This is a genomic window from Vibrio neptunius, assembly GCA_019339365.1.
Taxonomy (GTDB): Bacteria; Pseudomonadota; Gammaproteobacteria; order Enterobacterales; family Vibrionaceae; genus Vibrio; species Vibrio neptunius.
Genome location: CP079860.1, coordinates 271,861 through 297,373, shown reverse-complemented (window position 1 = coordinate 297,373; position 25,513 = coordinate 271,861). Strand labels below are relative to the sequence as shown.

Below are 25,513 nucleotides of genomic sequence, written 5' to 3'. Positions count from 1 at the left end.
GTTTACTTATCCGCATCAGATTGGAGATTACTATGATTCGTGTAGCGCTGGCGGCAATATTGTCCTCTTCTTTACTTACATTCTCTACGCTAGCGAGTGAAGTCAATGTGTCTGGTTCAACGTCCGTGGCACGTGTTATGGATGTGTTGGCAGAAAACTTCAACACAGCTCACCCAAAAACTTACATTGCAGTCCAAGGCGTCGGCTCGACGGCAGGCATCACTTTGTTAAAGAAAGGTGTGGCAGATATCGGTATGAGTTCACGATACCTCACAGAGAGTGAGCAGGATGAATCACTGACGGTCATGCCACTCGCGTTTGATGGTTTGGCCGTTGTTGTGAACAAGTCGAATTCGGTTCAGAATGTTAGCCGCGAGCAGTTGTATGATATCTATAAAGGTAAAATAACCAACTGGAAAGAGGTTGGCGGTGCCGACCAGAAAATTGCAGTGGTAACCCGTGAAGCGTCTTCAGGTTCGCGTTATAGTTTCGAGAGCTTGCTGGGGTTGACTAAGATCGTCAATGGTCGTCAGGTCTCTGACATCAACCCAGACAACTTGGTGGTTAATAGCAACAGTATGGTTAAGACCATCGTTAACCACAATAAACAAGCAATAGGATTTATTTCAACGGGTTCTGTCGACAGCTCAATTAAGGCGATTCAATTTGAAGGGGTAGATGCGAACAGCCAGTCAATTGCCAACCGCAAGTATGAGCTTGCACGTCCATTCCTTGTGTTGTACAAAAAATCAGAACTAGGTAAAGAGGCTGAGTCGTTTATCCAGTACCTGAAAGGCAAACAGGCTAGAGCTCTGATCAGCGAGTATGGTTATACGCCAGTGGATAAATAATAGCGATAAAAAAGGAGAGCTTTTGACTCTCCTTTTTTAAATAAGTGGCTACTTAAAAGTGCAATTGAATCACGGATACCACCACAGCACCTGGGCGACGAACCCCTTCAATTTCTACTTTGATTTCACGCTCGATTTCTAAACCTTTGCGAATGGGCGTTATTTTCGAGAGTCGACTTATCGCACGAACTCGGCTGTTGGCTTTAACCGGATAAGGAAAACGAACCTGATTAAGACCAATATTGACCACCATTTTTGCGGTTGGAAATAATGTATGGTCTGGGTTAACACTGTCTGTTAACTTTGGCAGCATTGCGAGTGTCAGAAAGCCATGAGCAATCGTTGTCTTGAACGGAGATTCGTTTTCAGCACGCTCAGGATCGGTGTGGATCCACTGCATATCTTCCGTTACTTGACCGAACTGGTTAATGCGCTCTTGAGACATATCAAGCCAGTCACCGGTGTGAATGATTTCACCTAGCTTGCTTTGTAGCTCATCATAGAGCTTTTGTGCTTCTGGCTTTAGCTCAATAGGTTTTGGCTCGGATTTCGCCGGCACGACGGTTGTCGGTACTTCATCGTTGACCGCTGGGCGTTGCAAATCTCTTAGACGAGTAAATAGTTGGCGGTTGTTTGTTTTGTGCAAAAACTCGCCCCAATATTCACGTACAGCAGGAGATACCCATTGCATGAGCTCTGAGTGCTGCTTATCACCACGATGTTTAAATAGGTCAGCGACTTTCATAAAAACCTCAGAAATCTAGTATTGATAAAGGTCAACCCGCTAATTTTGAAATACTTCACAATTGTGTGCAATGACTTTCGGGCGTACAGGTGTTTTCCCAAAGTGCTATTTTTTATTTAAATCAGTAACTTGCTAATAAAACATTATTTTATTAGAAAATGATTTTTAGAGTATTTGCTCTCTAGAATCGGCTTGTATTATTGCTTTTTCGGTAAAAACGACAATAAACAGGTGGTTAGTTTATCGTCACTTAAGCTCGTTGGCGCAAATTAACGCTTTACAAAACTCGTGCCAAAATCTAGTATACTTCCCGCAACGGAGAGATGGCTGAGTGGTTGAAAGCACCGGTCTTGAAAACCGGCATACGTTAATAGCGTATCTAGGGTTCAAATCCCTATCTCTCCGCCACTTTTAAAAAAGCCGTTGATATTCAACGGCTTTTTTACTTTCTGTATGTGCCTGCTTAATCAAATCTCCTTTTGGCAGCTAAGACACTCGTCTTTGTCATAGAATCTTTTATTAATGCTTTGGAATCGTCACACGCTTAGCGTGGAAAAATGGTTTTGTAGCCTCTATCACAGGTTCAATTTCAACAATGGGTTTCAAGAGAGTCAAAACGCGCAGGCGCTACATAAAGGTTTGAAGTTTATCAACGAGAGTGACCGTGTGGCTTTCTTGCATCATGCATCACTTAAATATCCAAACATCACTTTAGACATAGAGCATGATTTTAAACGAGCGCTGCAACGGTTTATTCAGCACAACGTTACGTCGTGGGAATTTGCGTTTGCTCACGAGCTAGGAACCCTTTGTCTGTATGTGGGTGAGGGCGAAAAAGTGCCGGCTAAACTGCGCAAACCTGTGATCGTCGATGACAACACCGTACATGATAAGCCTTGCCATATGGATGGCATGAGCAGGCTTGCTAGTACAGTGGTGCAGAAACAAGGTGATCAATATGTTGTGCTTATGGCTGACAATGAAGTGCCGCTCGAGATTTACCGCAGCGGTCTGCCGAGTGGAATGTTAGTGATTGTTGATGAGGCCCTTGAGCCTCATGCGCTGCTAACGCGTATTGCTGAACTGCAACAAACATCACAACGTATTACGTATCTAGTCGAGCAAACTTTAGCCTACCTTGCTGGGAGTATCGATTACCCGACTATTTCCGCATTGTATCGTGCGCAAATAGCAACAGAGAACTTGCGTCCAAGTCTGGATGAATACAGCCTCTACAGCTTGGGACAATTAATGTGGATGCTTGAAAAACCTGAGCGTGACAAGTTTGCCAAACTTATGTTCAACCATGACTATCGCGGCTTTAAATTTATCGAGCAACAACAAGAAAAAGCTTGGCTAATGCATCAACTTTCCCACAGTGAGATTGATTTCGATAGCTACTTGGAGGAAGAGAGGGAAGCAGAAGTTTCTGAGCAGGGCATGCAGTTTTTACTCAATTGGATGTTGCAATTAGAGATTGATACCGCCCACATGACGTTATTCTGTATTAAACACGCTGAGTTTCAAGCTTGCAGTGAGTTTATTCAAGCCCATGCTCGTGGGCAATATGGCGACTTTAAACGCACGCTGAAATATCTATACGCAGGCAGGCGTGCACAACTTCCAGAGATCTTAAGCCAAGTGAATGATGCGACGCAATTGATGGCGCCGTTAACAAAAGACCGCTCACGCGTTGTGAAAGAGGCGGTGGCTAAGTGCCTACTGTTAGCCTGAGCCCTCCGCGCTAATCTTGCGAATTAATCAAACACCCTTGGCCATACCAAGGGTGTTTAGTGACTATACCAAAGCCCAAAAGTCATCCACACACGACTGCTTAGCGCTGTCGTTCCACTGTATACCAACAGATAACATATAGTATTGGTGCTGGTCGTACGAGTACACACCGTTCGAAGTTTTTGGCGAACAAAACTTGGGATTAGGAACAACTCTAGCCCACTTCATCAATGTCCTGACGCTTGTAATGAGTGGTCCCGAATTGCCAACGTTGCTGAATCGAATGCTATGCGTCTGCCGCGACGAGTTCATTCTTCGCCGCTACTTTGTCATCAAATCTGGCCATTCTAACCGTAAACGCTTGGGACATACTCTTCGGAATGGAGGTCGCAAGGGGCAGGTTGGCTTTCATTGGATCGACCGCTTTGTTTCGCACCAACACTTCGAAATGAAGATGTGGCCCGGTCAGGCGTCCCGTTGCGCCAGAGAGTGCAATTTTCTGGCCTCGCTTTACGTGTTGCCCTTTCTTAACAAGAAAGCGGCTAAGGTGAAGGTAGCGTGTTGTATAAACACTGTTGTGCTCGATAACCAGATACTTACCTGCATAGGGGTGATTTCTGATCGCAATCACTTTACCGTCGCCCGTCGAATAGATAGGTGTTCCGACTGGCGTTGCGAAATCGGTGCCGTTGTGGGGAGATATTCGGCCCGTAACGGGATGTTTTCTTTTCGGGTTAAAAGGTGAGGTGATTCTTCGATAGGCGCGTGTGACTGGGAATCGGTCAAAGGCCTGCTCTAGGCTATTGCCTTGCCTGTCATAGAAGCGGCCATCTGGTGCGAGAAACGCAGCGACTTCTTTGCCTCTTATTGTTAATGACATGCCTTCAATTTCGGTATTGCCGGTTTTATGTGTCGCCAAATACTGTTCATTGACCAGAATGTTAAAGGAATCGCCGACGCGCAGATCGCGCGCGAAGTTGACTTTGTCTCTCAAGACGCGAGTGATGTTAGCGATCTGTGTGGTCGTTAAGCCTAGTTTGTGAGCTGTCAGCGAGAAACTGCCCTTAATGTTGCCGGAATAGAGCGTTGAACGCCACTGTCCGGGTTGTTCTTCAAAGCGGTAGCTGAATTGCCCGTTGGTCTCTTTTTCATAAATGGCTTGCTCAACCAGGCTTTGGTGGAAAATGAGTGACTTTAGTTGTCGAGAATCTGCGTCTATGACAAATTCCAGATGGTCACCGGGCTTTATCGTATCGAGCTTGAGCGAAGTAAGGTCAGCCTCCAGTACCTTCTGCAAGGTATGATAAGAGAGGTTCCAGGATGAGAAGATCGAGCTCAACGTATCGCCGACTTTCACTATGTAGTGCACCTTTATGGGATGATTGGGTGGGGGGACCACCCCCGGTAGTGAATGATAAGAGACTGTCGTTACCGAGGCTGGGGTTGATTGGGCTTTTTCGTTGTGCTCAATTTCAATCAGTGCAGCGATGGAGAAACAGGTGAGAGCAATCAAGATCAGCAATGAGCGGTTAAATGGCATGGTGCGTTCGGCATTATGGTTGTTTTAAAATGTTATAACATAACACTTAACGGGTTTGTAGTGTTGACATTTATGATGTTCAGGCCGGATTAGTATGGTTTAAATTGCTTACGAAACGCTGAAGGAGTGATGTTTTTCATTGCTTTGAATTGACGGTTAAAGTTAGACAGGTTGTGAAACCCCGCCAGTTCTGCGACGAGCGCGACTGGCTTGTCTGAGCTTGCCAGTAGTTCACAGGCTTTGCCGATACGATATTGTTTGAGGTGTTGTGAAAAGCTCACACCATAGTGTTTTTCGTACATGCGATAGATGGCGCTTTCGCTCATATGGAGAAGCTGACACAAGTTATCCATTTTGAGCGGCTGATGGTAATGCTGTTCTATGTACTTCCGAGCTTCTTCAATTCGCAAGTACGACTCTTTGTCGTCTTTAAATTGATGCAAGTAATACGGAGACGCGGATAACCTGCGCCTTGTGCTGTCATCGGTGAGCAAAAGTATTATCTCGACAATGCGCAATGCTTGGCGTTGAGGGTTTAGATCATCAAAGCTCTCGACCAGATCACGGACATTCTGGGCGACTGGTTGACTGAACTCGACGCCATAGGCAGAGTCAGTTAACAATCGTTGTAACTGGCGAGCTTCTGGGATCAGTTCTTGTATCTGCTCAAGCCATTGATGTTTCAACCATATAACGATCGTATGGTGGGATTTTTCTCCTTCTCCGGATAAACGCCCTGTCAACATATGGGGTAACCCAGGGCCGTACAAAAACATCGACAGATTATGAATTGTTCCAATGCCATCGCCAGCAAAGTAATTGCCTTCGAAGACTTGATCAGGGTCGAGATAAATCACCAGTTCGTATTCAGCATGATAGTGCCATGGGCAGGCGTATTCCTGCTTTGGAACTGGGCAGTGAAAGTGTTTCATCAACCAGTTGAAGCTGGCTTGGTGACTGATATTTTCGATAAACGGTTTCAATGTAACATCCTTTACTGAGGCGATACTAGGCTAAATAGACTAGGCGAAAGCTGTCAATGAAAATGCAGTTCTTGAAGGCAAAGTATTAGATATAGGTCGAATACCATTAATTTGGCAGTTATTGATTGATTAGACTTAAGCGAATCAAACCTCGGCATTATTTCGTCTATTTGCTACAAAGAGCAGGCACATGTTTAAAGATAAAATCGCGATGTTGTTCATTGTTACCGCTTTCATCTCCGGCTTATGCGGAGCATTTTTTTACCCTCTTTCCAGTTTGTTTATGGTTGAAGCCATAGGGGCGTCTCCCATGATGTTGTCAGTTTACATGGTGGTGGCCGTGGTCAGTTCTGTGATGGTTTCGCAGATGATCGCTCGTTATTCTGATCAAGGCTGGCAGAGAAAAAGAATACTGATGGTTTCTTTGGGCTGCTACCTAGTGACCGTGGTGAGTTTTATTTTCATTCGCGAGTTCTGGTTGGCGATCCTGGTGGTGACTTTGTTTGGGAGTGTTAGCGGGGCTGCCTTTGGTCAGTTGTTTGCCCTTGGAAGAGAGTACGGCGATAGTCAATTCGAAGACAGCACGAGCTTTTTATCTATTATGAGAGCGGGTATTGCTATTGCGTGGGTGTTCGGTCCTCCGATCGCCTTTGTCCTCAAAGCACAGTTCGGATTCAGTGCGTCTTTCATGACTTCCGCCGTCATAGTGAGCGTCGCGATTGCGGTAATTGGTTTTTACCTGCCAGGGAGTGCGGTGAAGCCTCTAAAGGAACAAAATGAAACAGCGTCGCAGGGTTCTTCGTTGAACTTAATGATCGTTATCTATGCTGGTGTGCTTGTATGTGCTTTTACTGCTAACAACTTGTATATCGTTAGTATGCCTTTGTACCTATCACAAGAGCTCAGCGTAGACGCCAATTGGCTGGGGGTCTTGTTCGGTGTTGCCGCACTGTGTGAGATCCCCATTATGCTCTACGCTGGGAAGTTGGCTGCCAGATATAGCGCTGTGCGAGTGATCTGTGTTGGCTTGATGAGTGGTTGTGTGTTTTTTCTGATCATGCTGACGGCGGCAGATAAAATGACGTTGATCGTCGCTCAGATATTCAATGGTGTCTTCATTGGCACTTGCGCTACATTGGGAATGGTTGTGTTACAAAACATGATGCGTGACAGGTTAGGAACGGCATCGACGCTGTTTTCCAACTTACTCAATGTGAGTATGTTGATTGCCAGCCTAGCCGTTGGTGTGGTGGGTGAGCTTTACAGTTATTACAGCGCTCTCTATGTTTGTTTATGCGCTGTGTCCTCTGCTTTGTTGTTGCTGATACTGTTTTCGTCCAAGGCCAAAAGTGCTGTGATGCAGAGACTAAACTCACAACATCGTGTAGGGGTGTGATGAAAGAGGAGCACGGTTGCGCTCCTCTTTGCTAGGCGGCGGGATAGACCATGGGGAAGTCCATCGTCGGATGTTTGTTGATGATCGAGGCGTAACCATACACCGACGCGATCATTTCTGGTGTCAGCGCTTGCCATGGTGGCGCGTCACAGACCACATCACCGTTGTGCAGCACAACTAAGCGATCAGAATACTGCGCTGCCAGATTCAGATCATGCAATACAATCACGACCGCCGTGTTGTGTTGATCCGCTAATTGGCGCGCAATCTTTAAAGTATTGTGTTGATGAGCCAAGTCGAGTGCGGACGTCGGTTCATCGAGCATTAGGATTTTATTGTCACCTGAATGGGCTAACTGAACCAGTACACGAGCCAGATGTAAGCGCTGTTTTTCTCCCCCAGATAAAGAAGGGTAGAGCCGTTGTGCCAGATGTTCGACATCGGTCATCTTCATGCAAGCTTTGGCAAGTGTTTGCGTCTCTTTATTGGCCAAATTAAGCGGTATCGCGCCGAGTTCGACGACCTCATGCGCCAAAAATGGAAAGCTTAATGTGCTGTGCTGAGGAAGCATACCTAGGTGTTTCGCCAAGGTGCTTGCTGCCCATTTTTCCTTATGTTGACCAAAGTAGTGAATTTCGTTATTAGACGGGATTTCACCGCAAAGCAATTTAAGCAACGTGCTTTTGCCCGCGCCATTGGGGCCCAATAAGGCCGTGACTTCCCCTGATTTGATCTCGATATCAATCTTGTCTAGAACCTGACGCTGACCAAAGCTCATCGAGATGTTCTTTGCGGATAGTACAACTTCACCCATTACAAAATCTTGCCTTTTTGTTTAAACAACAGATAGATAAAGAACGGCGCACCAATAATGGCGGTGACGATACCTACGGGGAGTTCAGCAGGCGCGAAAGCGACTCGAGAGAACATATCAGCGCAGGTAAGCAACAGCGCGCCCATTAGAGCAGAGATGGGCAGTAAACGGCGGTGATCTGGTCCAGAAAGCATTCTTCCCAAATGAGGGATCACCAAGCCTATAAAGCCGATCATCCCTGATACACTGACGGTGACTCCGACGCCTACGGCCGTCAGCAATATCAACTGACGCTTGAGCTTCTGAACCGGGACACCAAGATGATTCGCTTCGGCTTCGCCAAGCAGTAATGCGTTGAGTGGCATCGCTTTACGCATAAACACCACCAGCAGAATCAGCAAAGTCACAGCACAAAGAGCGATACTGGTCCAGTTTGCTCCGGCCAGAGAGCCCATTTGCCACAAGGATAGATCACGCAGCATTTGGTCATTGGCGACGAAGCTCATAAAGCCGATGCCCGCACCGGAAAGGGCACTAATAGCGACACCTGCGAGCAGCATGATGGTCACAGAAGTGCCCATTTTATTGGTACCCAGTCGGTAGACCATGATGGTCGTCAGGGCTCCACCGAAAAAAGCAAACAGAGGCACGGCTGCGAAGTTCATCAGCTGTGGGTAGTCAAGGCTGAACGTGGCAAACATGACGAAAGCAAACGCAGCGCCGAGTGATGCGCCCGCAGAGACACCAATAATGCCCGGTTCAGCCAATGGATTGCGAAACAGGCCCTGCATGACAGTGCCACAAATCGCGAGTATTGCACCGACTAACATACAGAGAACGGTTCGAGGGAAGCGAATCTCGTGGATAACCATATTGATGTGCGGTGCAAGCTGATTGGAACGTAAGATAAGGCTGTAGACGCTGTCCATAAAGCTAATCTTCATTGGGCCAACGGTTACCGATGCCAGTGCTGTCAGCGTCAGAACAGAGCCAAACAGCAAAAGCGTTGCAGATAAAGGGGTACGACGTAACCACATAAGCGAATGCTATTCCACACCAGCGAGAATGTGACTGATACGTTCAGCTTCAGAAAGACTCTTCAAACCAAGGCCGCCGACCAACGCATGGCCGTCAACTTTGATAATGTTTTTTGATTGCCCAGCAGGTGTGGCGGCCAAGAGTGGCATCTTGGCCAGAATGGCGTCGGCACCCCCCATCTTCTCATAACTCCGGCCACTGACCAGAATGACATCAGGTTGCATCTCAACCATGGCTTCGGTTGACAGAGGTTTATAAGAATCCAGCTTATCAGCTGCGGGGTTAATGCCTCCGGCTAGCTCAATGATCGCGTTGGGGGTTGTGCTTGCCCCAGCGACGTTGGCTGAGCGTCCTTCATGGAGCAGCAGAAACAGAACTTTTTTGGCTTGCTTGGTCTTCGCTTTATTTTTCTCAAGGCTTGAGATCTGCTGGTTGACCTCTGCTTTCAGTGCTTGAGCGTTTTTCTGGCTATCGGTTAGAGCGGCAATTTCATCAATACGTGCCAGCAAGCCTTCAGGGGTTGGTAAGGTATTGACGATATCGACTTCAACACCAGCGGTTCTTAGTTGATTCAGACTGGTTTCTGGCCCCATTTCATCTGAACCAATCAAGCGTGTTGGGTTAAGTGCCATCAAGCCCTCGGGCGATAAACGGCGATGATACCCAATCTTTGGCAGAGTAAGGTCTTGTGGCAGTTCGCTGGTGACATCAACAGCAATCAGTTGGTTTTGTTGCTCCAAAGCAAGAATAAGTTCTGTCACTGCGCTACCCGCGCTGATAATACGTTCATTGGCGATGGCGCTAGCCGCAATCGCAGAAAGAGAAAGGGCGACCAATCCGTTGATCAATTTTTTGTTAAGCATAATAGACTCTATTTTATCGACTCTTCTGTAAGTAACTGTGTGGCCTGAATACCATTTTCTTGTAAAAAGGCGAGCAGCTTGACGAGGTGTTGCACGTCAGCGGTTTTTTCTGCGCCAATCACTATCGGTTGGTTATTTGATTTGTGCTGTTCGAGTAGCGCGAGCGTGAAATTCTCCCAGTCAATGTATTCTTTGCCATTGATTGCCCAGTAAGGCTCATGGTTTATAATATTGACGGTGATCGATGTGTTATCCACCTCTGAAACGGCTTGCGAGTCGGTGACTGGCAAGTCGACTTCGAGCGAATCTAGCTTGACGGCCGCGGTGAGCATTAGGAACACCATGACGATGAAAATAATATCCAGTAGAGGAGTGAGATCAGGGGTAAGACCGAAGTCACTCTTCTGTTGTGATACTTTAATCATGACGACGCCTCGTCAACGGGTATAGAAGTTTGCTGAGAAACGCGAGGAGAAACGTGTTGCAGGCTGATACCTTCCAACCACAAGTTAACGTAATTGAGGGTGTGTTCTAGTTTGGCCATCACTTTATCAGCCCACAGGCCAAGCAATTGAGCCCCGGCGATAGCTGGTAGGGCAATCAGTAGGCCAGCAGCCGTGGTACGCATAGCCAAACCTAGGCCGTCAGCAAGGTCATTGGGCGTAATATTACCCGTTGATGCAGCCACGCCCTGAAACATGTCAATCAGGCCAAGTACTGTTCCCAGCAGACCAATCAATGGGCTGATCACTCCGATGAGTGTTAGCAAGCGCAGACCGGAATTAAGTTGATGACGCTTTTCCTGAAGCCACATGCCTGCCGCATCTTCACGCAAAACTTTGGAAAATGAATGGTGAGCTAACAGCATTGCCACACCTTTATAGAGAAGCGGGCGACGCGGAGAAAGCGTCTCGGCTAGGGCTTCTAGTTGCTGTTTGTCGCTAGGGGAGATTTGGTTGAGTTGATGGCGAATGGCGCGTTTACCTACGCCAAGACTGATCATGACTTGAAACAATCGCTCGGTGATGATCATAACGGTCAATGCTGAACAAATGATCAGTGGCCAAGTCATTAAGCCAAGCTGCTGTTGTAATTGATGTAGTTGTTCCATGGTTAATCCAATTTGAAACGGACAGGTAGTCTGACTCGATAAGCCATTTTTTGACCGTTAACGATGTTTGGGGAAAATTCCCATTGTTTAATGGCTTTCAGAGCAGAGTTATCCAAAATAGTGGCTCCGGAAGAAGAAATAAGGACTTGTTTTACCTGATTGCCATTCTCATCCAGCCAGACTTCGTACATAGCGACCCCCTCTATGTGGCGTTTTTGTGCCAATCTAGGATATGAAGGACGAGAAGGTGGTGAGCGAAAACTTGGCTTCTTGATTAAAACGGGCTCGCGACTCGCGCCCTGATTGACTTCAGCGGGTTTGGACGTTTCTGCTTTCTCCTGCTGGTCTTTAACATCAGGTTCCTTATCGATGGTCTTTTGTTCAGGTTTCTCAACGTTCTGAGCGACCTGTTTCTCAACCACTTTTTTCTGCTTAGGCGCTGGCTTTTTTACCACCGGCTTCTCTTTTTATCGGTGGTGATTCTTTCACTGGCTTTGAAGGTTTAGGGTCTGGTAAAGGTTGAGCAACGGCTGGTGGTTGCGGAGTGGATACGGCTCTGAAATTAAGCGTGACCGAGGAAGACTGAGCGCCAGCTGGCATCGCATAAAGCTTTGGCTCATCAGCGACAAAGAGAACAGCGGTATGAAGAGCGAGTGAAACGCCTCCTGCTATCGCATATCTTTTTAGGTTCACTACCAGCCTCACGAATGAATCATTTTTTACAACACGGAGTGAGATTATTACTTACAATCGAAATAAGATCAATTATCAATTGCATTATCATTTCTACCCTTTTATGATCATCGCCATTGATGGGGCATTTATCGTCAGCCCTTATACCAGAAGCGTTGAGAGATGTTATGTGATGTTGGTAATTGATAAATTTGTTCAATCAATTTGGGCGAAGGATAGGCCACTAGCAATGATATCAGACAAGGCCTTGAGGTATGAACTGGCATCAAAATGACCTTTAGCAACATGGACTGGACGCGTTTGTCTACGTCCAAAACGGCGTTTAAACAAAGTGAAGTCAGCCGCCATCAACTACTTTTACTAACAGGTCAAGTTATGCTTGGTTGGCAGAAGGACCATGTGCAAAAACTCATTCTGAAGCAATCGCGTCACACAATGTGACACTCTAAGTGGAATTATTATGGAAGCATTAAAACAACAAGTTGCTCAACTTATCGAGCAAGAACCCACACTTCTCCCCGCTGCAATTGCAGAGCGTCTGGACGTTTCTGAATTTGAAGCGGTAGCGGCTCTGCCAGAAGAGATGATCGCTTTGGCTCCGGGAGAGCAAGCACAGTCTTTCTTGGAAAACTTGGTTGGTTTTGGCCCAGTGACCACCATAATGCATTCATTTGGTTCCATCTTCGAAGTGAAAGCGCCATTCCCGAAAGGCAAAGTGGCCCGAGGTTATTACAACTTAATGGGTAAAGACGGTGAACTCCATGGTCACCTTAAGTTAGACAATGTGAAAAATATCGCTTTGGTTAGCAAGCCCTTCATGGGGCGTGAAAGCCACTACTTTGGCTTCTTCTGTGAACAAGGCAATAACATTTTTAAGATTTACCTTGGCCGTAATGAAAAGCGTGAGCTGATCGCCGAACAGGTAGAAACATTCAAGCAGTGGCAGCAAGAGCTACGCAAATAAATAGGAGCACCGGCATGAAAGACTGTGTCGGATGCCAAGATGAATAGAAATAAAACGTATTGAAAATTCAGGAGTTCACAATGGATCCACAAGTAAAACAAGAGCGTCTTCAAGGTCGTCTTGGTCCAGAAATCAAAGAGTTTCGTCAAGAGCGTCGCACGCTTCAACTCGCCACCGTTGATGCAGATGGTCAACCAAACGTGAGCTACGCGCCATTTGTTCAAAACCAAGAGGGTTACTTCGTATTGATTTCTGAGATCGCGCGTCACGCTCGCAACCTGCAAGTCAATCCTAATGTCTCTATTATGATGATTGAAGACGAAGACACGTCAAAGCAGCTATTTGCGCGTAAGCGACTGACGTTCGACGCGGTCGCGACAATCGTGGAGCGTGAATCAGACCAGTGGCAGCAGGTGGTGAGTCAGATGAAAGACCGCTTTGGTGAGATCATTGATGGCCTGAGCCAACTACAAGATTTTGTTCTTTTCAACCTCAAAGCGGAAAAAGGTCTGTTTGTAAAAGGCTTTGGTCAGGCTTATCAGGTATCGGCTGATGATCTGGTTGATTTTGTCCACCTTGAAGAAGGCCATAAGCGGGTTGAAAGCGCTTAATTTGGGTCGCAAACGAGCTGAGAGGGAGCCGCATTGGCTCCCTTTATTGTATCTGCACCAATTTGTTAGCCAATGCCCAAATAGTATCAAGTCATGGAAATAAAAACGCCCGGCATTGAGCCGAGCGTAGTTATAATCGCTTGTCGATTACTCTTCGAAATCGACACCTGCCTCTTTGTATAAGCGACGGCAAGCCTTGCCGTCACTGTGGAATAAGTGACAACGGTGTGCTGGAATACCGACCATTAGTTTATCGCCAGCTTCGACTGCAAGTGTATCTGGCTGGCGATAGATCATATCGGCATCCGCCGCGTCAATGTGCATGTAAACCTGAGTCTCGTTGCCTAGCTTTTCAACGATATTGATTTCACCTTCGATGGCGGCATCCCCTTGATCGGCGGGAAGCAAGTGCTCAGGGCGAACCCCCAATGACATGCGCTCGCCTCGGGTCACCGTGCGGCCATCCACTGGAATCCAAAAAGCGGTACCGTTGGCGAGTTGAACCATGACGCGATCGTCTTCTACGGCTTCGATAAAGACACTCATAAAGTTCATTTTAGGTGAGCCGATAAAACCCGCCACAAAGCGGTTTTGTGGGTAATGATAAAGCTCAAGTGGTTTACCAACCTGCGCCACATAGCCTGCATCTAACACGACGATCTTGTCGGCCATGGTCATCGCTTCTACCTGATCGTGAGTCACGTAAATCATGGTACAACCGAGTTTACGCTGAAGCTTAGTGATTTCAGAACGCATCTGAACACGTAAGGCCGCATCTAGGTTTGACAGTGGCTCGTCGAGAAGGAAAACATTCGGTTGCGATACGAGAGTACGCCCGATCGCAACACGCTGACGTTGTCCACCTGAAAGGGCTTTGGGTTGACGATCCAACAGGTGACTAAGTTGAAGAATATCCGCAGCGTGTTCTACACGCTTGTCGATTTCACCCTTATCGGCTTTCGCCAGCTTAAGTCCAAACGACATGTTGTCGTACAGGTTTAGGTGTGGGTACAACGCATAAGATTGGAAAACCATACCGACGCCGCGCTGAGAAGGCTCAACATCGTTCATGCGTTCTTTACCGATATAAAGGTCACCGGAAGTAATATCTTCTAGACCAGCAATACAACGTAGCAAGGTTGATTTACCACAGCCTGATGGACCGACGAAGACAACAAACTCGCCTTCGTCAATGTCCAGATCGACGTTCTTTGAAATTAAAACGTCTCCATAAGCTTTACATACATTTTTTAACGTGACACTCGCCATCTAGCTCGCCCTCGATCAATATTTTTATTTTACTGCCCATCATTATATGAATTATTGCGCGAGCAGTAAGAGTAGGAATTCGGTAAGGTGAATTGAAGTGTAAGAAAATAAGGGTGATGGATTCAATCGCATCACCCGTCAAAGCCAAAAAAAGTTCGCTTCCCCCGTATGAAAGTAACTGTCTCCCCCGTTGAATCCAAACTGGTAATGACACCAGAATCACTAAGAACATCTACTTCATAACAGCGAACCCCGCGGCATTGCAAACCAGCTTCAGTTAATGACTGAACACACTGGAAAGGGTTCTTACCATCCACTCTTGGATGACTATAGTTTGGCTTTATTGCATGGTGACTACATCCTCCTGATGGTTTTTTTTAAAGGGGTAGTAGACGGGGAGTAGGGAGAGGAGCGCTCACTGCACGGAGTTAGATCGAGTTCAAAGAAATCTGGGGTCTGATGGTGAAGCCGATCACGTTAAGCATCATTTTTGTGATTTCTGTCGCCCAGGGTGACAGATGATGATCACGAAAATAGGCCATAATACCGAGGGCGTAGGGAGTAGGAGGATGAGCTAATTGACAGTTTAGCTAAAAATGTATGTCGAAATACGGTGAAACCTCCCAGCGGTGGAGCCCTACAATACAAATATAAAAAGGATATGAACATGAAAAATGCCCTAAGCACAGTGGCACTAGGGACCCTAGTTGCTCTTGGCTCATTTGGTGCAAATGCTGCTATCGAAGAAGGTCAATTAACTATCTGGATAAACGGCGATAAAGGTTACAATGGACTGGCTGAAGTAGGTAAACAGTTTGAAGAAGAGACTGGCATCAAAGTGACAGTGGCTCACCCGGATGCGCTACAAGATAAGTTTCCTCAAACAGCAGCGACTGGCGACGGTCCTGATATTGTGTTCTGGGCTCACGACCGTTTTGGCGGATACGCAGAAGCGGGTCTTCTGAGTGAGGTTAAGCCGTCTAAAGAAGTCAAAGAAGGCATCGTAGACTTTGCTTGGGATGCGGTGAAATACAACGGCAAAATCATTGGTTACCCAGTGGCGGTTGAATCACTTTCTCTGATCTACAACAAAGACCTTGTCCCAAACCCACCAAAGAGCTGGGAAGAAGTCGAAGCACTTGACACTAAACTAAAGAAAGAAGGCAAGTCTGCCATTATGTGGAACCTGAAAGAACCATACTTCACATGGCCGTTAATGGCTGCTGACGGTGGTTACGCATTCAAATATGGTGCGGAAGGTTATGACGTTAAAGATGCGGGTATTGCCAATGAAGGCGTGAAAGACGCGATGGACTTTGTAAAAGGTCTGGTAGACAAAGGCGTGATCTCTTCTGACATGGATTACTCGGTTTCTGAGTCTGCATTTAACCAAGGCAACACAGCGATGACCATTAACGGTCCGTGGGCGTGGGGCAACATCGAGAAATCTGGCATCAACTACGGTGTCACCACTTTACCTAAATTTAATGGCCAATCTTCTAAACCATTCGTTGGTGTTTTGACAGCAGGTATCAGCACTGCGTCGCCAAACAAAGACCTAGCGGTTGAGTTCATTGAAAACTACCTTCTAACTAACGATGGCCTACGCAAAATAAATAATGACAAGCCATTAGGGGCGGTTGCGCTAAACTCTTTCCAGCGTGAGCTAGACTCAGATAAGCGTATTGCAGCGACAATGGACAACGCGATGAATGGTGAAATCATGCCAAACATCCCACAAATGAACGCGTTCTGGGGCAGTGCTAAGAACGCCATCATCAACATTGTTGATGGTCGTCAGTCTGTAGATGCAGCATTGGCTGACGCAGAAAAACAAATGACAAAATAATTGTCGACCTTTTTAAGGAGGGGGTAACCCCTCCTTCGTTTCTTTGTTTTATTATCGCTAGCAGGTTCTTTTATGCAGTCAGTTCAAGGTACAGATGCTATGACATCACCAACAACGAGCTTGCCTTCAAGTAAAAATGTATTCATAAAGTGGGCGCTTCTTGGCTCAGTCGGTATTCTTAATGGCTACGCGACGATTCTAATGTATTCACGTGGTGAGATTGCGTTCGCACTTCTTACCCTTATCGTAACCGCACTTGCTCTTTATATCTTTGGTAGTAAAAAGACTTACGCACATCGCTACATATATCCAGGCATCGCAGGCATGATTTTATTCATCCTGTTTCCACTGGCGTATACCGTTGGTCTTGCCTTCACTAACTACAGTGCGAAAAACCAGCTTTCTTTTGAACGTGCTCAGTCTGTTCTGCTTGATCGTACTTATCAAAGTGGTGATAGCTACCCGTTCTCTCTTATCAAGACAGACAATGGCCATCGTATCTCAGTCAAAAAAAAGGTGACCAGCTATTCGCAACGGAAGAATTCAACCTCGCTACGTTACCAGGTGATATGTCGTTGTCTCCTGTGGAGCAAGTAGCAGGCGAAAAAGAGAAAATTAAAACCATCATCAAGAACAAATCCGTTCTTGGTTCGGTAGACCTGCACATGCCATCCGGTGAAGACATCCGCATGAGTGGTTTACGCAAGTTTGCTGCTGTGGTGCCATTGTACACTTTGCAAGCCGATGGAGAATCACTCTACAACAATGAGACGCAAGAGACCCTGCGTCCTAACAACGACGTTGGCTTTTACCAACCTGTTGATAACAATGGCCAATTTGTGGGTTCAACGGTGTCACCTGGTTTCATCGTCACAATTGGCACAGATAACTTTGAACGTGTTTGGAAAGACGACGGGATTAAAGAACCCTTTATCAGTATTTTCATTTGGACGATTGTGTTTTCAGCCGTCAGTGTCGCGCTAACCGTACTGATTGGATTAATTCTGGCAAGCGTCGTGCAGTGGGAAGCGCTGAAAGGGCGTGCGATGTATCGCGTTCTATTGATTCTGCCTTACGCGGTACCTGCGTTTATCTCGATTCTGATCTTCAAAGGTTTGTTCAACCAGAGCTTTGGTGAAGTAAACATGGTATTGGAAGCGATGTTTGGTATCAGCCCAACTTGGTTCTCTGATCCCTTCTTAGCAAAACTGATGATCATCATCGTCAATACTTGGTTGGGCTTCCCTTACATGATGATTCTGTGTATGGGCCTACTAAAAGCGATTCCGGAAGATTTGTATGAAGCATCAGCGATTGATGGGGCAAACTTTATCGACAATTTCCGTCGTATCACGCTGCCACTGATGCTCAAACCACTGACGCCACTACTGATTGCGAGCTTTGCTTTTAACTTCAACAACTTCGTATTGATTCAATTGTTGACACAAGGCGGCCCGAACATGATTGGCACGTCAGAACCTGCAGGTTATACAGACCTTCTGGTTAACTACACATACCGCATCGCATTTGAAGGTGCTGGTGGTCAAGACTTTGGTTTGGCAAGTGCCATCGCAACGCTAATCTTCCTGTTGGTTGGTGCGCTAGCACTGTTAAACCTTCGTGTCACAAAAGTAGCTCAGGACTAAGGAGAAACACAATGGCAATGGTACAAGGTAAGTCATTAAAATACCGTGTTTGGGCTACTCATATTGCAATGTGGGCGTTCCTGGCACTGATCATCTTCCCTTTGTTGATGATCATCGCAATTTCATTCCGTGAAGGTAACTTCGCAACGGGGAGTCTTATTCCGGAAAATCCCTCTTTAGAGCACTGGAAACTGGCATTAGGCTTCTCAGTCACTCATGCGGATGGGTCGGTAACGCCACCACCATTCCCTGTTCTAACATGGCTATGGAACTCGGTGAAAGTAGCGGGTATTAGTTCGATTCTCATCGTGTCACTGTCTACCACTTCGGCGTATGCGTTTGCCCGCATGAAGTTCAAAGGCAAAAACACCATCCTAAAAGCAATGATGATTTTCCAGATGTTCCCAGCTGTGCTGGCTTTGGTCGCCATCTATGCGTTGTTCGATAAACTCGGTCAGTATATTCCGTTCCTAGGTCTCAATACTCATGGAGGTTTGATCTTCTCTTACCTCGGTGGTATCGCGCTTCACGTGTGGACGATTAAGGGATACTTCGAGACGATTGACAACTCGTTGGAAGAAGCGGCAGCATTGGATGGCGCGACACCTTGGCAGGCGTTCCGATTGGTTCTACTTCCCCTATCAGTGCCTATTCTGGCCGTAGTGTTTATTTTGTCATTCATTATGGTGGTCGGTGAAGTTCCAGTGGCATCTTTGCTACTTTCTGATGTAGACTCGTACACATTAGCGGTTGGTATGCAGCAGTACCTATACCCTCAGAACTATCTCTGGGGTGATTTCGCGGCAGCAGCCGTCTTGTCTGCATTACCAATTACCATCGTCTTCTTACTTGCACAGCGCTGGTTGGTTGGAGGTTTAACCGCCGGTGGTGTGAAAGGCTAATAAGAAAGATAAGGGCGACCGCAGGGTCGCCCATTTTGTTTCTCGACTTAACACTTTTGGTTTGGCCGCTGATCAGTTAAGAAGAGGGCAAAACTGGCGTTACGCATAGCTGGCTGTTAGCTTAGATTCCTTACTATTTCACAACTAACAGTTTTTGTAACCAAAGCCCGGGTTGACCCGGGCTTTTTTATGTCTGCGAATCCGCCATTGTGGTCTCATCGTGGTGTGGTGAGTAAAAAATATCATTGGTTTTTATGTAACCATAAATACTGATAAGCCTTGTTTTTGGTTGGTTGATTTACCCCATTTACCTATTGTGAATTTATCCTAAATTATGTGATCTCCATTCATGGTTGATCAAAATTTGATCAATTTAATTCAGTTGTTTTTTAAATGCTTTAATTTAATTTGGTGCCATTTATAGGTAATTGACCTATATATGTGTTCCTTTTTTTGGTGATTTTATCGGTTAAAGCCAGTTGTTATGACAGTTTTTGTCCAGAGGGGCTGATGGTAGGTTGAGGGTAAGTTCATAACCATCACGGAGAGGCAACAACATGACTTACTTAAATGACACAAACGGAAAACTACTCGCACGCTTTGGTCGTATCCTTGAAGCGGACTCTGAGCATAACAAGGTGAGTGTGGATTTTGACGGTAACCCGATGGGGGTGCCGATTTGGGCGGCGATAGGTCATGCATTTACCTCCGCCGAGATACATATGGCGATAGATAATCAATTGACATGCAAAATTGAATTTATTGCCAACGACCTCGCTCAACCTATCTTGACCGATATCTATTTTTCCCTGTTAGGCGAAGAAACGCTGGTCATTAAAGCCAATAAGATAACCCTAGAAGGAACGGAAAGCCTGACATTAATGAGTCAACAGGCGTCGACTCACTACGATGCTCGGTCAGGTCGCATTACGTCGAAAGCAGACTATATCGCTTCAAGAGCAGAAAAGCTGCAAACACTTCAAGCGCAAAAAATCGACCTTAACTAATGTGACCTAATTGTGAGGGAACACAACATGGCAGTGACGATTAATGCAAATGGGTTAAGTATTGTTCACAAAGGATCCGGTGGTGAAGCTAACGCGACACTCCCCGATGTGTGCTTAACGACAGTAGGCCCAGCTGTCGTGCCTATTCCTTATGGCAATAATGCCAAATCAGAAGACTTAGTCGATGGCACCACCACGGTCAGCGCGGATGGTGGAAACAGCATTGCGATACAAGGCAGTAAGTTTGCCAAAAGTACCGGCGATGCGGGCGGTGATAAAAAAGGCATCGCCTCCGGTACTATCGAGGCGCAAGCGGAGTTCATCACCGCTTCACCGACGGTCTTGATTGAAGGCAAAGGGGTGGCTCGCCTCAGCGATCAGATGACCATGAACAACGCCAACACCATGTGCCTGGCTGGTGTGCAAAACCCAAGTGTGACCGTCGACCCCGATCTCGATATCCCAAATAGTGTTGCCATCAAAGCTCGCTACCCCAATGGACAGCTATTGAAGAATGCGCCATATACGCTCACCAATCAGAGTGGTCAGCCAATGGCAGACGGCGTATTGAGTGGCAAAGGCGAGTCATACATCAGAGACTTGAAGTCCGACAACGTGAAAATCACCGTCGAAGAAAGCCAAGATCCTTTTGTGATTAAGCCAATTCGACGCCCTAACCCACACCATAACCCAGACATTTCACAAGAGGATTTCTTTACACAAGCGATTGGCCGTCATCAGGGATTCTGGCAAGCCGCGCGAGTCGAAACCAACATGATGCCATGGGGCTGCCTAGGTCATGAGCTGAGCAGTGACCGCTACTTTCACGACATGCTTAAGGTTGAGGCGCGGCTGCACTTTAGCCATCTCCACCCAGAAAGCCCCTTTGCCTTAGACCATTTCTGTGAGGCGGTGGTAGGCAACCTCAACCAGCCACTGCCCCATACCACAGAAACCTTATTGGCTTACTGCATGCCACAGGTACTCGAAGAGGGCGAAATACTCTCGGTATTATTACGCCTTGCCCCGTATGAAACCACCGATAGAATGTTGGCGTACATGCGTGCCCGTGGTCAGGGCAACCCGCAGCGTTACCTGCGAGAGTATGACTGGTCGGCGGCAAAGAAAGCGGTCAGTGACAACCTCGAGTCGCTGCTGAGCAAACTTCAGTCTCGACTGGAATTTCTCCACGACCAAGCCACTAAGCTGCGATACGCCTACTTATCAGATGAAGTGTTTGACAAGCACATCTCCACCATGAAAGCCTACATCAAAGGCTTACCCGACTTGATGGCAGGCGTGTTCAGCAAAATGGAACTAAGGGCCTCCAACCTGCTGAGTCATCTCGACAACGTCAACGTTATCAAGGCCAGTGAGAGTGTCTTTGCCACCGAGGGTGAAATCGCTGAAGTTGTCGTTAATACCACACAATCGATCGATGTGGTCGAACCCTTTATGAACGAAGTCGCGGGCAAGATAGCCAATGTGCTACCCATTTACCCCGTGCGCTATGGTTATGCCAACTTCTTTGACACCATTATGCCCGCTCAAGCGCCGCCTACCTTGCCAGACATGGCCAGTGCGTCTGGCCTTAATGACACTGGCGGCTATCTTTTGCGCCTGCTGCGTGAAGGCTGGATTTACATCAAAGAGGAAGGGGGTCAAGCCGATAATCAGCAAATTCATATCTTCCGTTACGCGCAAACGGAAACCGCCACCGGCGTGCTGGAAAAGTTTGAGAAATACTATTTCACCAACCAAGAAAACGCCCAAGATGGCCTCACACTCGATACCTCCTCTGGTGCGACCTTTTACCCGTTTGCGTTTGTCACCCATGGCACGCAAAAAATCTCGATCGTTTACTCAGAGCACGAATGGGCCGCTGAAATCATCGATAAGATGAACAGCGACCAAGAGTGGCGTACCCAAGCCATGCAGCAAGTCGACATGACTGCCAGCGATGACTTTAGCGACACCGCCAGCCAAGAGACGTTAAGCGCTTTGGTCGAAGACTACCGCAGCCCAGATACCAAATGGTTGGCAGATAAGAACAAAGACAAACCCAGTCAATACGGTTTGGATGTGTTTACCACAGCCAACAATTATCACCTTGCTGCTGATGAGCTGGCTGAAACCATGCAAAAAAGCCACAGCGAGAAAAAAAGACGGCACTTTAGTGGTGTTATTTGACCCGGTTGGGCGTCAGGCAGATATTGCATTATCACTATCAATGCTGTTTCTCGCAGAGAAAGCCTTTGAAGCAAGTCGAGTCTATCCAAAGACTATTGGCGATATTATTTTACAATTACAAAAAAACGGCAGTGGAGCAGTCAAAGAATCTATTAATGAAAATGTTGACCTTACGGAACTAAATAACTTTTACCAAGATAACTCTTTTGTTAAAGAGAAAGCGACATCGCAAAGGACAAAAATCTTAGACCTCTATTCCTCTTTTGCTTATAAGGATCTTGCTGATAACTCCTTAGGTTCTTTAAACGCTTATTTCGACCTTTATTTTTATTCTCTATCACCAAAGGATAAAGTGAAAGAGCTTGAAAAGCTCAGTAAAGTGATGCAAACCACGTTGGATGGAATAGAAGGGACCGAAGAAGGCCAAAAAGTTGTCTTTTATATGGTGAGTGACGAGGCTGCAGAAGATTCTGCCTACGTAACGTACCAACGGCATTTAGAAGCAATTCTACTTCAATGTCAGGATGGTGTTGATTGGAGTGATGTGACCCAAGCACTGATTAAAAACACAGCGAATATTTTAGAGTTTGTTTATTGTTGGATCTGTTCATCTGCAAAATATGTACAAAAAGGTACGATAACGTCAGCACTAATTTTAAGACCGCTCGCTTTCACCAAGCTATTAAACTTCATCCCTATCTTCTTTGAAAAAGGGTTCGGTATCAAAGAACTCGACGGAAATGTAAGAATCACTCTGGATAAACTGGCAGAAGTGCTAGCCAAAAACATTGATTCTGTTGGGAAAAACGACAGCCCTCTAAATAGAGTACTTACTGCTCATCATAATGGTAAGAAAATGATTAATTGGGCAAATAGTCAATGGAAGAACCGAATCCCTGAAATGGAATCAAGTGCCAAAAGTGCACAATGGCCGGAACTTGAAATTCCAAAGTTTGGTGGGCGCCACTCTAATTTTACTGCTGAGTCATCATTGGAGCTACTGGGTAAAGGAGGAGATGGCGTTATCGCTATGGTTTCATTACGCGCCAATATCGATGTACTTATTCAGCTACTGCAAAATAGTGCATTCGAGAACGCCGATCCTCTCAAACGTGGAACAGAAACGGATTCGATGCTCAACTATGCAAAATTAGTCGCAGCTTTGTCTGCGGGCATTACCGATTATGTGAGTGTTTCCCGTGCAAATCTACTCCTGCAAAAGAGATTGATAAATTCAAATCGCGTTTATTATGCATTGAGGTCTGGTTTGCCCCAGTTATTCGCGGTAACGACCATTGGAGCAAGGAACGCGATAACGGCGAAGATGGATTCAATTATTGGAGGCTTAGAGAAAATTTCAACTGGAAAAGCGGTTTCTAAGCTAGTTGTGATTTCTAACTTGGCAGTCATGGCTTCATCTGGCTATGGAGCTTATGATGCCTATCAAACGGGCAATCGAGAATTATTTAATGGCCACATTTACACAATACTGAGTTCAGCCTTTTTCTTAGCGGGGCCTGTTATCGCGTTAAAAAATATGGCGACGATAAGGTATGGTAATGCCTATTTCTTCCTTTTTGGCATGGTATTTTTGCTTGCGGCAGATATGGCAAAAAAAATGGGCCTTAAGTCAGATTTTGATAACTTATTGTATCGTGGGTTTTGGGGGAAAAGTGACAAATATTCGTTCTGGTATTTTGAAAAAGGTGGAAAGATTACGATCCCAGATCGCTTATTGGGTGCTGCTAAAAATTATCATGATGAAAAATATCAGCTTGCATTGCAAATTGAACAACAAGAGTTTTTAAATTATTTTTACCAGCCACGAATGCTTGTGGAGGTCTCCGAGATATCTAAAACCAAAAAGTGTTATCAATACGAGTTTAGACTACCGAGCTTTACGCTTGGTCAATCAAATCTCATTGCAGCGGTTTACAGCAAAAGAGTGATCAATTTAGGGCACACTTATCCAGCAACTAATGGTATGCAAATAAAGGCTTCTTTAAATCGAGAAGCCACGCAAGCTTTTAGAAAAGCATTCTCTGAGGCGGAGACCGACTTAGAAAGGTTTCCACAGTATACCGCGTCTGAGCTCTGTCAAAATTTCAATATCTACTTTTCGGTCATAATGGAGAGTGAACCTGGAGAAACACTGGAAGTTCGCTGGTATTATGAGCAAAGCCCGGGTGTCACAGTACCCAAGCGTATGGTCACAAATGATGGCAATTTAGTCACAACCTACCACGGCATGATTGATAGTAAGCATAGCAATATTGAACAGGATTAATCGATGAGCAGAGTCAATACCCAAGAAACCCTGGTTAGGTTTCGGTATGCACAAAAGTTGATGGATGGGCGAGATGAATTTGTCAATCAGAAAGTTATACCGCCTACTGATCAACCACCAGAGCCATTTATGCAGGTGACTGACGATATTATATCTATTCGCGATGCAAGGCATACTATTCGCTCCGTTTACCTTGTTCCTGTTGTGGTGGTAGTGTGGTTTCTCTTTATTGTTATACTCAGTGATTTCGGCTTAAATTCAGCCTCCATATCTCATGGGAAAGAGAAATTGAGTCGCTACCAAGAAGAAGAACAAAAAGGAGCTTATTTTGATGACTATGACCGAAGGGAGTATTCATTTTATCAAACAGTGTTTGCTAATAATGGTGATTATTCATTGGTCAATTATATTCGAGCTGTCTACAAATATGGTCGTGAAGGATCACGTAAGGGCTTAGAAAAAGAATTAAAAGCTACAGGTGTGTCGGCTTTGATCGTTCTTCTTGTGAGTGTGTTTTTCATAACAACGTTAAGGCCAACTGATATTTTCTTTGATCGAAAACGCGGGATTGTTTATACGTGGTTCTATGGCCGTGTGGCCGCTTGTCGATTTGAACATTTGGGGTTCTTGGAGAAAAGTACAGGTATTGTTCTCTACTTATACGCTGAAAATAGAAAGGGTAAAGATGGTTACGATATGGTTCCGATCAGAATTCAACCGACGGGTAAAATAATTCTTAATACTGCTCGAGACAATAATGACTTCTTCCAACAAATCTTCAACTTTATGGAAAATGGCAAAAGTGCCGTCATTACCGGTGAGAAGTTTTACCGCCCTCAACCTAAAACATATTTTATGATTGATAAAAGACCAGAGCCTTTCGAAGCACGATTGGAAAAGCTTTTGCAACAAGAACACGTTCTTCCTAAATTGTATCGGTATTTACAAGAGTAGTAGGGCCCACCCACAGGCCACACGATACCGTCCCGAAGGATAGATAGACGTGAAAAGGGATTAATC

General features: G+C 45.9%; 20 protein-coding genes, 1 tRNA gene and 2 pseudogenes. 13 read left to right on the top strand and 10 right to left on the bottom strand.

Annotated elements, in window-relative coordinates:
* The first annotated feature begins 32 nt into the window (after window positions 1-32).
* Complete coding sequence (locus tag KW548_18055; protein ID QXX09004.1) at window positions 33-851, top strand: phosphate ABC transporter substrate-binding protein; 819 nt, start codon at window positions 33-35, stop codon at window positions 849-851.
* A 52-nt stretch (window positions 852-903) separates the two neighbouring features.
* On the opposite strand, the gene KW548_18050 is transcribed toward KW548_18055, so the two are convergent.
* The gene (locus KW548_18050) at window positions 904-1,596 is read right to left on the bottom strand and encodes a MaoC family dehydratase (GenBank protein QXX09003.1); all 693 of its coding nucleotides are present in this window, start codon (window positions 1,594-1,596) and stop codon (window positions 904-906) included.
* A 317-nt stretch (window positions 1,597-1,913) separates the two neighbouring features.
* On the opposite strand from KW548_18050, the gene KW548_18045 reads away from it, so the two are divergent.
* Both KW548_18045 and KW548_18040 read left to right on the top strand, forming a co-directional pair.
* Window positions 1,914-2,004: transfer RNA gene (locus KW548_18045), tRNA-Ser, on the top strand.
* Between the two features lie 231 nt (window positions 2,005-2,235).
* Window positions 2,236-3,330: a hypothetical protein gene (locus tag KW548_18040; protein ID QXX09002.1), complete on the top strand. Its 1,095-nt coding sequence runs from the start codon at window positions 2,236-2,238 to the stop codon at window positions 3,328-3,330.
* A 286-nt stretch (window positions 3,331-3,616) separates the two neighbouring features.
* Here KW548_18040 and KW548_18035 read toward each other — a convergent pair whose 3' ends face one another.
* A complete protein-coding gene (locus tag KW548_18035) occupies window positions 3,617-4,870 on the bottom strand; it encodes a peptidoglycan DD-metalloendopeptidase family protein (GenBank protein ID QXX09001.1) in 1,254 nt (417 codons plus the stop codon).
* A gap of 89 nt (window positions 4,871-4,959) precedes the next feature.
* Window positions 4,960-5,853 (bottom strand): AraC family transcriptional regulator, encoded by an 894-nt coding sequence (locus KW548_18030; protein QXX09000.1) that lies wholly within the window; start codon window positions 5,851-5,853, stop codon window positions 4,960-4,962.
* 190 nt (window positions 5,854-6,043) lie between these two features.
* On the opposite strand from KW548_18030, the gene KW548_18025 reads away from it, so the two are divergent.
* Window positions 6,044-7,249 carry a sugar efflux transporter gene (locus KW548_18025; GenBank protein ID QXX08999.1) on the top strand — a complete coding sequence of 402 codons (1,206 nt, stop codon included), beginning with the start codon at window positions 6,044-6,046 and terminating at the stop codon, window positions 7,247-7,249.
* Between the two features lie 31 nt (window positions 7,250-7,280).
* On the opposite strand, the gene KW548_18020 is transcribed toward KW548_18025, so the two are convergent.
* The 6 genes and pseudogenes from KW548_18020 to KW548_17995 all read right to left on the bottom strand — a co-directional run bounded on the left by KW548_18020 (window position 7,281) and on the right by KW548_17995 (window position 11,768).
* Window positions 7,281-8,063, bottom strand: coding sequence for a heme ABC transporter ATP-binding protein (locus KW548_18020; protein QXX08998.1), 783 nt, complete (start codon window positions 8,061-8,063; stop codon window positions 7,281-7,283).
* Window positions 8,063-9,100, bottom strand: coding sequence for an iron ABC transporter permease (locus tag KW548_18015; GenBank protein ID QXX08997.1), 1,038 nt, complete (start codon window positions 9,098-9,100; stop codon window positions 8,063-8,065). The genes KW548_18020 and KW548_18015 overlap by 1 nt, the downstream gene beginning before the upstream one ends.
* Before the next feature lie 9 nt (window positions 9,101-9,109).
* Window positions 9,110-9,964 (bottom strand): hemin ABC transporter substrate-binding protein, encoded by an 855-nt coding sequence (locus KW548_18010; GenBank protein ID QXX08996.1) that lies wholly within the window; start codon window positions 9,962-9,964, stop codon window positions 9,110-9,112.
* A gap of 8 nt (window positions 9,965-9,972) precedes the next feature.
* Window positions 9,973-10,389, bottom strand: coding sequence for a biopolymer transporter ExbD (locus KW548_18005; protein QXX08995.1), 417 nt, complete (start codon window positions 10,387-10,389; stop codon window positions 9,973-9,975).
* A complete protein-coding gene (locus KW548_18000; protein ID QXX08994.1) occupies window positions 10,386-11,075 on the bottom strand; it encodes a MotA/TolQ/ExbB proton channel family protein in 690 nt (229 codons plus the stop codon). Before KW548_18000 ends, KW548_18005 begins: the two co-directional genes overlap by 4 nt.
* A 2-nt stretch (window positions 11,076-11,077) precedes the next feature.
* Window positions 11,078-11,768 (bottom strand): annotated as a pseudogene (locus KW548_17995) (energy transducer TonB).
* Between the two features lie 460 nt (window positions 11,769-12,228).
* Here KW548_17995 and hutX point away from each other — a divergent pair.
* Entirely contained in the window at window positions 12,229-12,732 is a 504-nt protein-coding gene (gene hutX / locus KW548_17990) for a heme utilization cystosolic carrier protein HutX (GenBank protein ID QXX08993.1), read from the top strand.
* Window positions 12,733-12,812: 80 nt separating this feature from the next.
* Complete coding sequence (hutZ, locus tag KW548_17985; GenBank protein ID QXX08992.1) at window positions 12,813-13,343, top strand: heme utilization protein HutZ; 531 nt, start codon at window positions 12,813-12,815, stop codon at window positions 13,341-13,343.
* A 147-nt stretch (window positions 13,344-13,490) separates the two neighbouring features.
* On the opposite strand, the gene malK is transcribed toward hutZ, so the two are convergent.
* Complete coding sequence (malK, locus tag KW548_17980; protein QXX08991.1) at window positions 13,491-14,612, bottom strand: maltose/maltodextrin ABC transporter ATP-binding protein MalK; 1,122 nt, start codon at window positions 14,610-14,612, stop codon at window positions 13,491-13,493.
* A gap of 667 nt (window positions 14,613-15,279) precedes the next feature.
* Here malK and malE point away from each other — a divergent pair.
* The 7 genes and pseudogenes from malE to KW548_17945 all read left to right on the top strand — a co-directional run bounded on the left by malE (window position 15,280) and on the right by KW548_17945 (window position 25,447).
* A complete protein-coding gene (gene malE / locus KW548_17975) occupies window positions 15,280-16,461 on the top strand; it encodes a maltose/maltodextrin ABC transporter substrate-binding protein MalE (protein ID QXX08990.1) in 1,182 nt (393 codons plus the stop codon).
* 72 nt (window positions 16,462-16,533) lie between these two features.
* Window positions 16,534-18,107, top strand: a pseudogene (malF, locus tag KW548_17970) (maltose ABC transporter permease MalF).
* Between the two features lie 11 nt (window positions 18,108-18,118).
* A complete protein-coding gene (gene malG, locus KW548_17965) occupies window positions 18,119-19,009 on the top strand; it encodes a maltose ABC transporter permease MalG (GenBank protein ID QXX08989.1) in 891 nt (296 codons plus the stop codon).
* A 557-nt stretch (window positions 19,010-19,566) separates the two neighbouring features.
* Window positions 19,567-20,016 carry a hypothetical protein gene (locus KW548_17960; protein QXX08988.1) on the top strand — a complete coding sequence of 150 codons (450 nt, stop codon included), beginning with the start codon at window positions 19,567-19,569 and terminating at the stop codon, window positions 20,014-20,016.
* Between the two features lie 27 nt (window positions 20,017-20,043).
* On the top strand, window positions 20,044-22,206 hold the full coding sequence (locus KW548_17955) for a DUF4150 domain-containing protein (protein ID QXX08987.1): 2,163 nt from the start codon (window positions 20,044-20,046) through the stop codon (window positions 22,204-22,206).
* The gene (locus tag KW548_17950) at window positions 22,097-24,493 is read left to right on the top strand and encodes a hypothetical protein (protein ID QXX08986.1); all 2,397 of its coding nucleotides are present in this window, start codon (window positions 22,097-22,099) and stop codon (window positions 24,491-24,493) included. Before KW548_17955 ends, KW548_17950 begins: the two co-directional genes overlap by 110 nt.
* Window positions 24,494-24,496: 3 nt before the next feature.
* Window positions 24,497-25,447: a hypothetical protein gene (locus KW548_17945; protein ID QXX08985.1), complete on the top strand. Its 951-nt coding sequence runs from the start codon at window positions 24,497-24,499 to the stop codon at window positions 25,445-25,447.
* The last annotated feature ends 66 nt before the right edge of the window (window positions 25,448-25,513 follow it).

Bases quoted from the DNA above. Each gene is read 5' to 3' on its own strand.
- KW548_18055 (QXX09004.1), top strand. From the start codon at position 33: ATGATTCGTGTAGCGCTGGCGGCAATATTGTCCTCTTCTTTACTTACA.
- KW548_18035 (QXX09001.1), bottom strand. From the start codon at position 4,870: ATGCCATTTAACCGCTCATTGCTGATCTTGATTGCTCTCACCTGTTTC.
- KW548_17960 (QXX08988.1), top strand. From the start codon at position 19,567: ATGACTTACTTAAATGACACAAACGGAAAACTACTCGCACGCTTTGGT.
- KW548_18010 (QXX08996.1), bottom strand. From the start codon at position 9,964: ATGCTTAACAAAAAATTGATCAACGGATTGGTCGCCCTTTCTCTTTCT.
- KW548_18005 (QXX08995.1), bottom strand. From the start codon at position 10,389: ATGATTAAAGTATCACAACAGAAGAGTGACTTCGGTCTTACCCCTGAT.
- malG (QXX08989.1), top strand. From the start codon at position 18,119: ATGGCAATGGTACAAGGTAAGTCATTAAAATACCGTGTTTGGGCTACT.
- hutZ (QXX08992.1), top strand. From the start codon at position 12,813: ATGGATCCACAAGTAAAACAAGAGCGTCTTCAAGGTCGTCTTGGTCCA.
- KW548_17945 (QXX08985.1), top strand. From the start codon at position 24,497: ATGAGCAGAGTCAATACCCAAGAAACCCTGGTTAGGTTTCGGTATGCA.
- KW548_17950 (QXX08986.1), top strand. From the start codon at position 22,097: ATGTGTTTACCACAGCCAACAATTATCACCTTGCTGCTGATGAGCTGG.
- malE (QXX08990.1), top strand. From the start codon at position 15,280: ATGAAAAATGCCCTAAGCACAGTGGCACTAGGGACCCTAGTTGCTCTT.
- KW548_18050 (QXX09003.1), bottom strand. From the start codon at position 1,596: ATGAAAGTCGCTGACCTATTTAAACATCGTGGTGATAAGCAGCACTCA.
- KW548_18000 (QXX08994.1), bottom strand. From the start codon at position 11,075: ATGGAACAACTACATCAATTACAACAGCAGCTTGGCTTAATGACTTGG.
- malK (QXX08991.1), bottom strand. From the start codon at position 14,612: ATGGCGAGTGTCACGTTAAAAAATGTATGTAAAGCTTATGGAGACGTT.
- KW548_17955 (QXX08987.1), top strand. From the start codon at position 20,044: ATGGCAGTGACGATTAATGCAAATGGGTTAAGTATTGTTCACAAAGGA.
- KW548_18020 (QXX08998.1), bottom strand. From the start codon at position 8,063: ATGGGTGAAGTTGTACTATCCGCAAAGAACATCTCGATGAGCTTTGGT.
- KW548_18015 (QXX08997.1), bottom strand. From the start codon at position 9,100: ATGTGGTTACGTCGTACCCCTTTATCTGCAACGCTTTTGCTGTTTGGC.
- hutX (QXX08993.1), top strand. From the start codon at position 12,229: ATGGAAGCATTAAAACAACAAGTTGCTCAACTTATCGAGCAAGAACCC.
- KW548_18025 (QXX08999.1), top strand. From the start codon at position 6,044: ATGTTTAAAGATAAAATCGCGATGTTGTTCATTGTTACCGCTTTCATC.